Annotated in this window: 11 protein-coding genes and 1 pseudogene; 11 read left to right on the top strand and 1 reads right to left on the bottom strand. The window is 57.1% G+C overall.

All coding sequences use genetic code 11. From position 1 onward, the window contains the following. Positions 1–24: 24 nt before the first annotated feature. From KDN35_RS14080 to KDN35_RS14125, 10 genes and pseudogenes are all read left to right on the top strand, one after another. Positions 25–2,808 carry a calcium-translocating P-type ATPase, SERCA-type gene (locus tag KDN35_RS14080; RefSeq protein WP_212133028.1) on the top strand — a complete coding sequence of 928 codons (2,784 nt, stop codon included), beginning with the start codon at positions 25–27 and terminating at the stop codon, positions 2,806–2,808. Positions 2,809–2,838: 30 nt separating this feature from the next. After that, positions 2,839–3,543, top strand: a complete 705-nt coding sequence (yunB, locus tag KDN35_RS14085; protein WP_171566086.1) for a sporulation protein YunB — start codon at positions 2,839–2,841, stop codon at positions 3,541–3,543. Between the two features lie 575 nt (positions 3,544–4,118). Continuing rightward, positions 4,119–5,111: a copper amine oxidase N-terminal domain-containing protein gene (locus tag KDN35_RS14090; protein WP_212133029.1), complete on the top strand. Its 993-nt coding sequence runs from the start codon at positions 4,119–4,121 to the stop codon at positions 5,109–5,111. A gap of 165 nt (positions 5,112–5,276) precedes the next feature. Further along, positions 5,277–5,752: pseudogene (locus KDN35_RS14095) on the top strand (sporulation protein YunB); the annotation flags it as partial. 186 nt (positions 5,753–5,938) lie between these two features. Next, positions 5,939–7,180 carry an outer membrane protein assembly factor BamB family protein gene (locus KDN35_RS14100; protein WP_171566088.1) on the top strand — a complete coding sequence of 414 codons (1,242 nt, stop codon included), beginning with the start codon at positions 5,939–5,941 and terminating at the stop codon, positions 7,178–7,180. 171 nt (positions 7,181–7,351) lie between these two features. Further along, positions 7,352–8,446 (top strand): PAS domain-containing sensor histidine kinase, encoded by a 1,095-nt coding sequence (locus KDN35_RS14105; RefSeq protein ID WP_171566089.1) that lies wholly within the window; start codon positions 7,352–7,354, stop codon positions 8,444–8,446. Further along, positions 8,418–9,074 carry a response regulator gene (locus tag KDN35_RS14110; protein ID WP_171566090.1) on the top strand — a complete coding sequence of 219 codons (657 nt, stop codon included), beginning with the start codon at positions 8,418–8,420 and terminating at the stop codon, positions 9,072–9,074. The genes KDN35_RS14105 and KDN35_RS14110 overlap by 29 nt, the downstream gene beginning before the upstream one ends. A 180-nt stretch (positions 9,075–9,254) precedes the next feature. Next, complete coding sequence (locus tag KDN35_RS14115; protein ID WP_171566091.1) at positions 9,255–9,407, top strand: cytochrome c oxidase subunit 2A; 153 nt, start codon at positions 9,255–9,257, stop codon at positions 9,405–9,407. 30 nt (positions 9,408–9,437) lie between these two features. Next, the gene (locus KDN35_RS14120; RefSeq protein ID WP_171566093.1) at positions 9,438–9,905 is read left to right on the top strand and encodes a cytochrome c oxidase subunit II; all 468 of its coding nucleotides are present in this window, start codon (positions 9,438–9,440) and stop codon (positions 9,903–9,905) included. 14 nt (positions 9,906–9,919) lie between these two features. Next, positions 9,920–11,578, top strand: a complete 1,659-nt coding sequence (locus KDN35_RS14125) for a b(o/a)3-type cytochrome-c oxidase subunit 1 (RefSeq protein WP_171566094.1) — start codon at positions 9,920–9,922, stop codon at positions 11,576–11,578. Between the two features lie 105 nt (positions 11,579–11,683). Here the strand turns inward: KDN35_RS14125 and KDN35_RS14130 are convergent, their stop codons facing one another. After that, positions 11,684–12,430 (bottom strand): SDR family NAD(P)-dependent oxidoreductase, encoded by a 747-nt coding sequence (locus KDN35_RS14130; RefSeq protein ID WP_212133031.1) that lies wholly within the window; start codon positions 12,428–12,430, stop codon positions 11,684–11,686. Positions 12,431–12,599: 169 nt separating this feature from the next. Here KDN35_RS14130 and KDN35_RS14135 point away from each other — a divergent pair, with 169 nt between their 5' ends. Then, positions 12,600–13,232, top strand: coding sequence for a nitroreductase family protein (locus tag KDN35_RS14135; RefSeq protein ID WP_171566097.1), 633 nt, complete (start codon positions 12,600–12,602; stop codon positions 13,230–13,232). Positions 13,233–13,329 lie beyond the last annotated feature (97 nt).

Here is a 13,329-nt window from a genome sequence, read left to right on the forward strand (position 1 = left end):
GCGTAGGGGATGGAGGAGATTCAGGTGGACACACAGCCGAATCAAAAATGGTACATGCTGACGTCAGCGAATGTGGCAGATGTGCTTGACAGCGACGCGGACCGCGGTTTGTCGCAAGAAGAAGCAAAGCGGCGGCTGTCCCGCTATGGCCCCAACCAGTTGGCGGACACGAAGCGAAAGCCGCTGTTCACTGTCCTGATCGACCAGTTCAAGGATTTCATGGTGCTGATCTTGTTTGGCGCCACGCTGATTTCGTACGCGCTGGGCGAGTACCTCGACGCCATCACGATCATCGCCATTATTTTCATCAACGGGTTGCTGGGCTTCATCCAGGAAGCCAAGGCGGAGCGTTCGCTGCAGGCGCTCAAAGAACTGGCATCCCCAATGGCACGGGTGGTGCGCGACGGTCAGGTGCACATGATTCCCGCATCTCGGCTGGTTCCGGGCGATCTGGTGCTGCTGGAGGCGGGGGATAGGGTGCCGGCAGACATGCGGCTGTTTGAAGCCAACCGACTGGAGATCGAAGAGTCGGCGCTGACCGGGGAATCGGTGCCGGCCGGCAAGACGGCCAAAACGCTGTCTCCGGCGGGCGGGGAGAACATTCCGCTGGGCGATCAGAAAAACATGGCGTTCATGGGCACGATGGTGACGGGAGGGACCGGACGGGGAGTGGTGGTCTCTACCGGGATGGAAACGGAAATCGGCAAGATCGCCCATCTGATGAACGCGGCAGAGGAGATGGGGACCCCGCTGCAGCACCGCCTGGAACAAATGGGAAAAATCCTCGTGGTGGTCGCCGTCCTGTTGACACTGGTCGTCATTGGGGCAGGCGTATGGCACGGGCACGACCTGTTTACCATGTTCCTTGCCGGAGTCAGCCTGGCAGTCGCGGCGATTCCCGAAGGACTGCCGGCTATCGTCACGATCGCGCTGGCGTTGGGCGTTCAGCGGATGATCAAGCGCAATGCCATCGTTCGCAAGCTGCCGTCGGTGGAAACGCTGGGCTGCGCCTCCGTCATCTGCTCCGACAAAACCGGGACACTGACGCAGAATAAAATGACCGTTACCCGGGTGTGGCACAGCAATACAGTCTACGAGGTGACAGGCAGCGGCTACGAACCGGAGGGGGTGTTTCTCCTGGGCGGTCGGCAGGTGTCTCCTGCCCGCGACGCAGGGCTGTCCTACATCCTGCGGATCGCCGATCGCTGCAACAACGCCCGGCTGTCCTGCGAGGACACGCGCAAGCTGCTCGGTATCGGCAAAACGGAGCGCCGGTGGCAGGTGGTGGGCGACCCGACGGAGGGAGCGCTCAAGGTGCTGGCCGCCAAAGGGCAGGGCGCGGAACGCGTGAAAAGCGGACAGCAGGAGACACGCGTGGAGGAGCTGCCGTTTGACTCCGAGCGCAAAATGATGTCGGTGGTGGAAAAAGGTGCGGACGGCGGCTTCACGCTTTTGACCAAAGGAGCGGCGGAAGCGGTGCTGGCCCGCTGCAGCCACATCCTCTGGAACGGAGAGGTGCAGCCGCTGAGTGCGTCGCTTCGCCATCAGGTGCTGAACCAGACGGAAGAGATGGCGTCGCAGGCGCTGCGGGTGCTGGCATTCGCCTACAAAACACTGCAGGGGTATCGGCCGGGACATCCGTTGGGGGTGCTGGAGAGCGGCCTCGTCTTTGTCGGTCTGGCAGGCATGATCGACCCGCCGCGCGAAGAAGTGAAGTCGGCCATCGACCTGTGCCATCAGGCGGGGATCAAGACGGTGATGATCACCGGCGACCACAGGGTGACGGCAGAAGCGATCGCCCGGCAGATCGGTCTCATGCGCGGGTACGGCCAGGTGATGGAAGGGCGCGAACTGGACAACATGAGCGACGAGCGTTTGGCTGAGATCGTGGAACAGGTCGCCGTGTACGCGCGCGTCTCGCCGGAACACAAGTTGCGGATTGTCCGCGCCCTGCAAAGCAAAGGCCACGTCGTCGCGATGACCGGGGACGGCGTAAACGACGCACCGGCTGTCAAGACGGCTGACATCGGCATCGCCATGGGCATCACCGGCACGGATGTGACCAAGGAAGCGGCCGATCTGGTGCTGCGGGACGACAATTTTGCCACCATTGTCGCCGCCGTGGAGGAAGGGCGCAACATCTACGACAACATCCGCAAATTTATCCGCTATCTGCTCGCCTCCAACGTCGGGGAGATTCTCGTCATGTTTTTTGCCATGCTGCTCGGAATGCCCTTGCCGTTGGTGCCGATTCAGATATTGTGGGTCAACCTCGTCACCGACGGTCTGCCGGCCATGGCGCTGGGCGTCGATCCGCCGGAAGCGGACACGATGTATCAGCGGCCGCGCCACAAGCATGAGAACATTTTTGGCCGGGGACTCGGGTGGAAGATCATCAGCCGCGGCTTCCTGATTGGGGGCATGACGCTGCTGTCTTTCTGGTTGACGCTCCGGGAAAACCCCGATGATCTGGTGCATGCGCAGACAGTCGCGTTTGTCACCCTGGTGATGGCCCAACTGATTCACGTGTTTGACTGCCGCAGCCAATACAGCGTGTTTCATCGCAACATCTTTGAGAACAAGTTCCTCGTCTGGGCGGTCCTTTCATCCGTGCTGCTGGTGCTGGGCGTGGTCTACATTGATGCGCTTCAGCCGATCTTTAAGACCACGGATCTGTCTTTCCGCGATTGGGCGCTGATCCTCGTGGCAGCAGGCGTGCCAACGTTTGTCGCGGGCATTGGCGGGGCGCTGCGGAGCGGCCGGCCGCGGAGCACGGCAGAACGGTCGATGAGGGCGGTCCGTTCCTGAGAAGCATGTCGGATAGCGGGAGAGAACGACGTGTGGGGCTACAGGAAAGGCGGGTGGCGCCGACGGGGCCGTCGCCTGATCGCGACGCTTTTGGCCGTGATGGCCGGCCTCTTGGTGCTGTTTGTGATCGTCGAACGGCGGATTGAGCCGACTCTGATGCTGATTGCCGCGCAAAAAACGGATCAGATCGCAAAATTGGCCATCAGCGATGCGGTGACCAAGCGGCTGACACAGCAAGGGATCGATTTCGACGACATTGTCATTTTGGAAAAGGACAGTGACGGAAACATCCTGGCCGTGAATTTCAACTTCAAGCAGTATGCGCGGATTGTGGGGGAGACCACTTCCCGCATTCAAGCCCGGCTGAAAGAGTTTGAGGAAGAGAACGTCGTGGTGACGGTGCCGCTGGGGCTGGCCACGAAAAACGTCTTTCTGGAGCACTTCGGACCGGAGATTCCCGTCTCGTTTGTGCCGGTCGGATCGGTCAAAACCCGGTTGGAGACCGGACTGAAACAGGCGGGGATCAACATGGTGCTAATCACCGTCTACATTTGGGTGGAGGTGGACCTCAGGATCGTCATCCCGTTTGCCACGGAGCAGCGGACCGTGACGACGCAAATCCCGATTACGGAAGCGTTGATCGTCGGCAAGGTGCCCGATTATCTCTACAACAATCCCGCCGGCAAACCGGACGTACCGATGCCGAGAAATGAGCAGATGATACATCAGCCATAATGGAAGAGGGGCGGCAGTTTGGCCGCTCCTGAATCCTGCGAATTCCGAGAAAAAGCTGCTGCAAAAGTTGCGAATCTACAGTAATCTGATAGTGAGCCATTTTCAAAATCCCCCTTTCCTGGAATGTTTTGTGGTCAACTTCATTCTGCCCGAGGGTTTTTGAAATGGCTCTCTTTTTTTCAAAGAGACTCCGTTTTTACACAATTATATGGACTCAACTCGAGAACATTAATTTTTAGTGGGAGAAGTAATTTATGAATAAGTTTTTGCTCGGGGTAGTATTATCCGTATTTATTATAATATCTGCTGTAGCAAGTCTTTATTTTCGACTAAATCCACCAAACACAGTAGGAATTATACCTTCTAGAAATGTGACCACCGAGACATATCTTAATTTCGCAATACATTTATTAACCGGGATCAGCTTTTTTGTCTTTTTTATTATTTCTTGGAAGGGGAAGAAATAACGACAAGCGTCAATCAATAGTTTGTTGAAACGTATCAAAAACTATTCCGTCCAATGAAATGAATAGAAGCACAAATCAAGTACAAAACAAGCATTGGAGGAATGCAGCATGAAAAAAATTCGTACAGGCATGATGACATTGGCGGCTTTGGCCGTGCTGGGAACGAATATCGTATCGGCTGCCTCCGAACCAGTAAAAAAACTGTCGGTCAATGTAAACGGAAGCGCGCTTGAGCAAGCCGCGATTTTTGATAAAGAGCAACAAACCGTTTTGGTTCCACTGCGTCCGGTAGCTGAATCCCTTGGGTACAAAGTAAGCTGGAACAACGAACTGAAGGCAGCGGAAGTGCAAAAAGGCGCGATCGCGAGCTACGCCAAAGCCGGGGAGGACCGCTACCCGTTTGCGAAAATGTACAAGACACTCGGAGCAAAGCCGCTTCTCCTAAACGGCAGCACCTATGTTCCAGTCGCTTTCGTGGATGAAATCCTGCAAGCAAAAGTCAATGTGACAGACAGTGCGGTGACGGTAGTGGACGAAGAGGCAGAAAAAGCGCCAGTGCGTACTGGCACGATCACGACGATCAACAAAACAGACGATGGCAAAGTTTCCATTGCGTTGAATGGATATGAGACAGGAATCATCCTGCACATCAGCGCGGAAACCAAAATTACCGACGCTGCGGGCAAAGAGCTGAAGCCGGAAGACTTGAAGCTTGGCATGGAAGTAGAAGCGACACACCATAATTTCATGGCGATGAGCCGGCCACCGCAGACAGGCGCGCTCAGCATTGTTGTCAAAAGCAGCCTGGAATCTGCGGAAGTAGTAGGGACAACAGGTAAAGTAGTCAGCATCGAGCCTGACCAGCAAGGCACCTATAAAATGCTGGTAGAAGGACGCGGTCTGACAGCGACCTCTCCGGAAAAAGTAGCGCTGATCATTAATGACAAGACGATCATCGTTAATGCCAAGGACAACAAAGCACTCAAACCGCAAGACTTGAAGGCTGACATGAACGTGTTTGCGTTCTACGGGCCAAAGCTGACACGCAGTCTGCCACCAATCGGTGTAGCAGAAAAAATCGTTGTGGATATCGCTGAATAAAAAAGGCCAAACAGCAACGACTGGCTGACGTGATAATAAGAGAAGTCTCATTAACGGAATGGAAAAGAACCGGGATGGCACCTGCTGTCCTGGTTTTTCTGTAAGAATTAATCAGACTTTGAAAAAGACTGGAAAATGAAGCGGGAGCGTCTGGGCAGCAATTTTGAGCCGACCCTGATGCTGATTGCCGCGCAAATAAACGGATCAGATCGCAAAATTGGCCATCAGCGATGCGGTGACCAAGCGGCTGCTACAGCAAGGGATCGATTTCGACGACATTGTCATTTTGGAAAAGGACAGTGACGGAAACATCCTGGCCGTGAATTTCAACTTCAAGCAGTATGCGCGGATTGTGGGGGAGACTACTTCCCGCATTCAAGCCCGGCTGAAAGAGTTTGAGGAAGAGAACGTCGTGGTGACGGTGCCGCTGGGGCTGGCCACGAAAAACGTCTTTCTGGAGCACTTCGGACCGGAGATTCCCGTCTCGTTCGTGCCGGTCGGATCGGTCAAAACCCGGTTGGAGACCGGGCTGAACGGAAGCGTTGATCGTCGGCAAGGTGCCCGATTATCTCTACAACAATCCCGCCGGCAAACCGGACGTACCGCTGCCGCGAAACGATTCCAACGTCACCCAGCCGTGAAACGCTTGGCGGAGTATGCAGCAGAGACGGTGCGGCGAAGGCCGCCCCGTCTTTGTTTTGTCTGCCGGACCGGGAAGGAAAAACTCCACCAAAAAGACCAGAAAAAACATTACCTTTCACATATTCACGTCAATTGGCAATTCATGTAAAAATAAGGAGAATATTTGATGACGGAGCGTGAATCGAATGGGACTGATACCGCATGGAGGACAGAAGGGACGGGCGTGGAAATGGACGAGCCTGCTGGCGCTGGCCCTGGTTGGCACGGGTCCGCTGCTGTGGAGCGGTCAGGCGCAGGCCGTTGGAACGATCGAAGGACCGGCAGTGACCTGGGAAAAATCCCATCCCTACAGATACGGCGACTTTTACGGAAACGTGCAGCGCGGAACGAATGGCGAGATCTTCTTCTCGCGCCAGGCGGCTGACAAACGTACATACGAAATCGTCCGGGTGGAGCAATCAGGCACACTGACGGTGGCACAGACGGTGACTGACGAGAAATTAGGTCGTCTGTCCCATTTTATTCAGACGAAAGACGGCGGCTTTCTGCTGGCAGGACTAACCAGGTCGAATGATCCAGAAGGGAATCTCCGCCTGATCAAGGTGAACGGCGACGGTGAAAGCGCGTGGGCCAACACCTACCCCAAGTACGTCGGCATGGACATTCGCCTCCTGCAGACGGACGACGGCGGCTATGTGCTGGCAGCGGTGCTTGAACAGCCGGACCGCAGCACCGAACTGTATCTCGCCAAACTGGAACAGGACGGGAAGTCAAAATGGGAGACGACGTTTGAAGGAGCGGCATACGATGCGGTCACCGCGGTACGCCAGACCGTTGACGGCGGCATCGTGCTGCTCGGGGCGGTTGGTCAGGAAGATGACTCGTACCGCCTTAACCGGGATCTCTTCCTCGCAAAAGTGGACAAGTCCGGAAAGACCGTTTGGGAACGCCGGCACGAGACCGGCCTGGACACCGTTCCCCGTGCTTTTGCGGAAACGCCGGACGGCAGTCTGGTCATCGCCGGGACGGATCGGACGATCAGCGACTACCGGGCCGGATACGGTCTGGGGTATCTGCTCAAGGTGGATAAAGACGGAAAAAACGTGTGGGAAAAGAGGTTTGCGGAGAAGACCCAGACCAGCGCACTCAACGACATCCAGGTGACGGACGACGGCGATCTTTTGGTCAGCGGCTGCGTGAAATACGAAGAGTTCAACATGAACGACGCCAGTTCGGACGGATACGCTGCCAGACTGGGTGAAGACGGCGTAACGGTATGGGAAAAGGTGCTGCCCAACAGCACTGAGCAGCGGGAACAGCATCTGCTGCTGCCAATCTCCGACGAGGCTTTTCTCGCGATTGGAACGGGGAAAAAGTACAAAGGCGGCGATTACGTGTTCTACGTCACCCAGCTGCAGGCCAAATAAAAGGCTTCCACGGTATACAGGCAGGACACCGGCCACACCCAGGACAATCACCCTGCGGGAAACGGGCTCCTTTGAGGGAGAAGAGCAGGGAGGTAGGGGAATTCCCCGATACACTTTCCCCCGTCCGCGTTCTACAATAACGGTAAGGATGTTTGTCTTGAGGAGGAGCGCATGGACGCGTGGATGAAAAAACTGGGCTCGTCGGAGGAAGCCTTCACCCTGCTTTCGTCCGTCTTTGCCAACGTCAGCGACGCGATTCTGGTGGTGGACAAAGAGGGAATGATCGTGACGGCCAACCCCGCGCTGGAGAAGATGTCCGGCTGGGCCACTGAAGAACTGATCGGGAAGCGGCACATATGTGAGCTGTGCCTGGGCATGGCAACCTGCCGGGAGGAAGCGACCTGTGCCGACTGCTTTTTCAAGCAGGAACAGATGCCGTCATTTGAGATGCGGCTGAAGACAAAGGACGGACGGGATTACCCTGTGGCTGCCAGCTCGGCCCAGCTGCCGGAGATAGACGGCGGCAAAATGGTGCTGATCCTGAGGGACATGTCGGATCAGCAGCGGGCTGAAAAGGAGCGGTATCAGCACAAGCTGACGAACTACGTCATTCAGGCCCAGGAGGAGGAGCGCAAGCGCATTTCCCGCGAGCTGCACGACGGCGTGGGACAGGCGCTGTACAGCATCCTCGTCGGGCTCAACGTGGTCGGCCAGAGCAAGCTGAGCGAACCGCTTCGGCAGCACGTGGCCGACATTCAACAGATGACGGCAAAGGCGATGGAGGAAGTAAAGCGCATGGCGCTGGAGCTCCGCCCCTCCGCCCTGGACGATTTGGGACTGCTGCCCGCCCTCCGCTCGCTGATCAAGCGGTTTGAAAAGAGCTTTGGCCTCTTGATCGACCTGCACGTGCAGGGGGACCGCCGGCGCTATCCCGCCGTGGTGGAGACCGCCCTCTACCGGATTGTGCAGGAGGCGATGACCAATGCCGCCAAATACGCCCAGGCGGACAAGTTGGGCATTGTGTTTGAGGATCGGGACAAAGAACTGGTGGTGACGGTTGTGGATGACGGGATCGGATTTGATGTGGAACGGGCGCAGAAGAAGGGCACCGGCCTGGGACTGTTTGGTATGAAGGAGCGGGCCCAACTGCTGGGAGGCACAGTCGACATCCGCTCGGCCCCCGGCGAGGGGACGACGGTGATCGTGCGCATACCGCTCGCAAAGGAGGAAACAGAAGATGGCCATTCGCGTCCTGATCGCCGATGACCATGCCATCGTCCGCTCAGGGCTGGGCATGCTGCTCAACGCCCATCCGGACATCGAAGTGGTCGGCTACGCCGCCGACGGAAAGGAAGCGGTTGACAAAGCGCTGGAGATACGGCCTGACGTCGTGCTGATGGACCTGAGCATGCCCCCGGGGGAGAACGGCCTGTCAGCCACCGCCCGGTTAAAAGAAGCAGCGCCTGACATCCAGGTGCTGGTCTTGACGATGCACGACGACGAGGAATACCTGTTTCGCGTGCTACAGGCGGGGGCGTCCGGCTACATTTTGAAAAGTGCACCCGACCTGGACCTGATTGCTGCCATCCGGACCGTTCACCAGGGCATGGCCTACCTATACCCGTCCGCGACCAAGTCCTTGATCGAGGAATTCCTGCAGATGGTGAAAAACGGCGAAGAGCAGAACAAATACGAGATACTGACGGATCGGGAAAAGGAAGTGCTCATCCTGATCGCCAAGGGATTCAGCAACAGGGAGATTGCGGAGCAGCTGACCGTTTCGGTCAAGACGGTCGAGTCGCACAAGGCGCACATCATGGAAAAGCTTCATCTGCGCACCCGGCCGGATCTGGTCCGCTACGCGATCAAAAAAGGATGGCTTGATTTTGAATAGAGAAGACAGACGGCGCATACCGCCGTCTTTTCTTTTTGGCCAAAATGTGACAGAAATCGGGAAAAATCGGGAGGTTCCTGGATCATTTTAGGGGTTTTCCCTGACTTACTTCCCTCATGCCGGGGGATAGAATGAAAGCGTAAAACGCAGCCGGTACGGCATGGAAAGGAGGAGCGAGCCGTGGAGACGCGTACGGAATCGCAGCACCAGGCCAAGCCGACGCAGCCCGAGCAGGAGAACCTGAAGGGCACGTTTGCCGCCGTGCTGTTGGTAGGGGCGTTCATTCTCCTCAGTTGGTTTGGCGTATTTGCCCTGTTTTTGAATCGGGCGTAGCAAGGTGAAAGGCAGAAGGGAGATGACACGATGCATTTGCACCGTTACGAGAAAATCTGGCTTGCGCTGGGAGCGGGAGGGCTGGCGCTGTTTATCGCACTCTTGTGCGTCAACGCGTTTGCCATGGGAATGGCTCCGCCAAGCAACATGGAGATGATTGACCCGGCCCAGGTGACCCAAACGCCTCCGTTTGACAACCCGGGGCTGAAAAAGGTGGGAGAGAATGAATACGACGCGTACATGACGGCGTTTGCCTTCGGATTTGCTCCGGGGAAAATGGAGGTGCCGCTGGGAGCCACGGTCAACTTCCACGTCACCAGCCCGGACGTAGTGCACGGGTTCCAGATTCCCGGAACCAACGTCAACTTCATGGTGATGCCGGGACACATCAACTCCGCGTCGTACACCTTTGACAAGCCGGGCGAATACCTGATTCTGTGCAACGAATACTGCGGCGCCGGCCATCAGGTCATGGCGACCACAATCACGGTGAAATAAGGAGGTGACGGAACATGAAAATCGCTGTATTTAGTCAGACGCCTGTAGACCGCTCGACGGCTCGTCTCAGTCTTTCGTACATCTGGGTGGCGTATGTCGCGTTTGGACTTGCGGCGCTGGCTGGAATGCTGCAGGGGATGGTGCGCGGCGGCCTCATCGAACTGCCGAGCTGGACCAACTACTATCAGATTTTGACCGCGCACGGCGTGTTGATGGCACTTATCTTTACCACGTACTTCATCATCGGCTTTCTGCTTTCCGGGGTAGCGCGTACTACCGGCGGTGCCCTGCACGCCGCTGCCTTGAGATGGGGCTGGGCCGGCTGGGTGCTGATGACAGTCGGTACGGCCATGGCGCTCGTGACGATCATCACCAACGACGCGTCCGTTCTCTACACCTTTTACGCGCCGCTGAAGGCATCGCCGTACTTTTACATCGGGGCGGCCCTGCTGGTCGTCGGGAGCTGGCTGGGCGGATTCGCGATCTTCAGCAGCTATCGCAAATGGAAACGGGAAAATAGCGGGAAAATGTCACCCCTGTTCGTGTTCATGTCGGTCACGACCTTCCTGCTGTGGATCATCGCCACGCTGCCCGTGGCAGTGGAGGTGCTGTTCCAGCTGATTCCCTGGTCGTTTGGCTGGACCTCGACGATCAACATCATGCTCAGCCGGACGTTGTTCTGGTTCTTCGGCCATCCGCTGGTCTACTTCTGGCTGATGCCGGCGTACATTGCCTGGTACGTATGCGTGCCGCGGGTCATCGGCGGCCACGTGTTCAGCGACTCGCTGGCCCGGCTGGCATTTATCTGCCTGCTGCTGTTCTCCATCCCTGTCGGCTTCCACCACCAACTGATGGAACCGGGCATCTCGCCGGGATGGAAGATGATCCACGTCATCCTGACGCTGATTGTCGTGATTCCGTCGCTGATGACCGCGTTCTCCATGTTTGCCACATTTGAAACGACCGGACGGAAAAAAGGCGGAGTCGGGCTGTTTGGCTGGCTGAAAAAAATGCCGTGGTCGGATGTGCGCTTCTTCGCACCATTTGTCGGCATGCTGTTCTTCATTCCGGCCGGGGCCGGGGGGATTATCAACGCCAGCAACCAGATGAACGCCGTCGTCCACAACACAGTCTTTGTAACCGGCCACTTCCACATTACCATAGGAGCGGCAGTCGCGCTCACCTTCTTCGGTGTCAGCTACTGGCTGATTCCGGCGCTGACGGGAAGGACGCTCACCCGTACAGCCAACCGCATGGGCATGGTGCAGACGGTCTTTTGGGCAGTCGGCATGTTCCTGATGTCGTTTGCGATGCACTACATGGGCTTGCAGGGATCGCCTCGGCGAACCAGCTACACGACCTACATGGATCACCCGGTTGCGCTCGAATGGATGGATTATCAGCGCGTCATGGCCTTTGGCGGGGGTCTGCTGTTTACGGCGGCGATTCTGCTGCTGCTGATCCTCGGTTATCTGACGTTCTTTGCACCCAAAGGAAAAACCGAGTATCCGATTGCGGAAACGGAGACAGTACAACATACACCGCGCATTCTGGAGCGCTGGCCGGTCTGGGTGGGCGTGCTGGTCTTCCTGATCGTGATGGCGTACGGCTACCCGATCCTGGAACAGCTTAACCACCATCCGCCGGGTTCGCCGCCAATCCGCACCTGGTAGCAACGAAGGATTGGCACATGAAACAGGGACGGTTCACGCAGCGTGATCTGCTCGGAACCGTCCCTTTTATGTTTTCGATGCGCTGTTCGCAGTCGGCGGCGCGGCTTAAGGCACGTAAATCATCTTCCGCGTCATGCCGCCGTCGATCACCAGCTCCGCGCCGGTGACGAAATCGTTGCCTTCATCGGTCAAAAACAGGCAGGCGCGGGCGATGTCTTCCGGTTTGCCGACGCGTCCGGCCGGGTGCTGGTGGTGGTCCTCCGGCCGCAGTGCATCGTAATTGCCCGTCTCGATCCAGCCGGGCGAGATGGCATTGACGCGGATGTTGTCCGGTCCCAAAGAAACGGCCAGGGCGTGCGTCAAGGCGAGAATGCCCCCTTTGGAGGCGGCGTATGCCTCCGAGTGCGGTTCGGACATGTGTGCCCGCGTGGAAGCGATGTTGATAATCGCGCCGCCTCCGGATTGGCGCATCAGCTTGGCCGCTTCCCGGGAGCAGAGGAAGACGCTGCGCAGATTTGTGTTCAGAATGCGGTCCCACTCCTCGACCGAAAGCTCGTACGGTGAGGCCCACTGTGAGATGCCGGCGTTGTTTACGAGAATGTCCAACCTGTTCCAGCGGGACGAAACCATGCGCATAAGTGCCTCGATCTCGGCCGGGACGCTGACGTCGACCGGATGGAAAACCGCGGTTCCGCCTGCCGCGGTGATGGCTGAAACTGCGGCTTCTCCCGACTCTCGGTTTTGTTCGGCGACTACCACGTGGGCGCCGCGGGCGGCGTACAGGGAGGCGACAGCAAAGCCAATCCCCCGCCCGGCTCCGGTGACAACGACAATTTTGTTTGCAAACGACATGATTAATTCCTCCTGTCAACGAAAATGGGCCGGCCCGTCGAATGAAACGGGTGTGGAACACTGGTAAAGGAGCAAGACTGGTGTTCCGGCATATTGTATTGTTGCAATACGTAAGCGACTAATATAAAGTAAGAGTGTTACCATATGAGTGACAGAGGAGGCTTCCCGTATGCAAGCAGACGTAAAACTGACGGCTGAACAAGTCATGGAAGCACGCCACAGCGTGCGCAAATACGATCCCAACGCAGAGATTCCCCGCGAGGAATTAAACGAAATCCTGCGTTTGGCCGCGACTGCCCCGTCTTCTTGGAACCTGCAGCACTGGCGTTTTATCGTGGTGACGGACAGGGCCAAAAAAGAGCAGCTTCTGCCGATCGCCTACGGGCAGCAGCAGGTGGTAGACGCCTACGCCACTATTATTGTACTCGGCGATTTGGAGGCGGACAAATCGGCACGTCCGGTCTATGACGATGCGCTGGCCAAGGGGTACGTCACCGAACAAGTGCGGGAAACGTTGATCAACCAAATCGAAGAGACGTATCGCAACAATCCGCAAATTGGGCGCGACGAGGCGATCCGCAATGCTTCGCTCGCAGCCATGCAGTTGATGCTGGCCGCCAAAGCAAAAGGATACGACACGTGCCCGATGCTCGGCTTTGATAGTAACGCGCTTATCCAGGCGCTCAACATCCCGCCGCGCTACATTCCAGTGATGATGATTACGGTGGGCAAGGCCAGTGTGCCCGCTCGTCCGACCGCACGCTTTGGCCTGGATCAACTGGTGATCGAAAACAGCTTCTAATCAGCTTCTCATCCCATCAGGCGAAAACGAACAAGCCGGCAGCCCGTCCACGTGGAGCGGGCTGCCGGCTATTTGCCGTTCGTGGTCTGTTTTTGCA

Origin of the sequence: Brevibacillus sp. NL20B1 (assembly GCF_018195675.1) — a bacterium.
Classification (GTDB): domain Bacteria; phylum Bacillota; class Bacilli; order Brevibacillales; family Brevibacillaceae; genus Brevibacillus; species Brevibacillus aydinogluensis.

Coding starts and splice junctions, on each gene's coding strand:
- KDN35_RS14090 (WP_212133029.1), top strand. CDS start 4,119: ATGAAAAAAATTCGTACAGGCATGATGACATTGGCGGCTTTGGCCGTG.
- KDN35_RS14130 (WP_212133031.1), bottom strand. CDS start 12,430: ATGTCGTTTGCAAACAAAATTGTCGTTGTCACCGGAGCCGGGCGGGGG.
- KDN35_RS14135 (WP_171566097.1), top strand. CDS start 12,600: ATGCAAGCAGACGTAAAACTGACGGCTGAACAAGTCATGGAAGCACGC.
- KDN35_RS14100 (WP_171566088.1), top strand. CDS start 5,939: ATGGGACTGATACCGCATGGAGGACAGAAGGGACGGGCGTGGAAATGG.
- KDN35_RS14105 (WP_171566089.1), top strand. CDS start 7,352: ATGGACGCGTGGATGAAAAAACTGGGCTCGTCGGAGGAAGCCTTCACC.
- KDN35_RS14120 (WP_171566093.1), top strand. CDS start 9,438: ATGCATTTGCACCGTTACGAGAAAATCTGGCTTGCGCTGGGAGCGGGA.
- KDN35_RS14125 (WP_171566094.1), top strand. CDS start 9,920: ATGAAAATCGCTGTATTTAGTCAGACGCCTGTAGACCGCTCGACGGCT.
- KDN35_RS14110 (WP_171566090.1), top strand. CDS start 8,418: ATGGCCATTCGCGTCCTGATCGCCGATGACCATGCCATCGTCCGCTCA.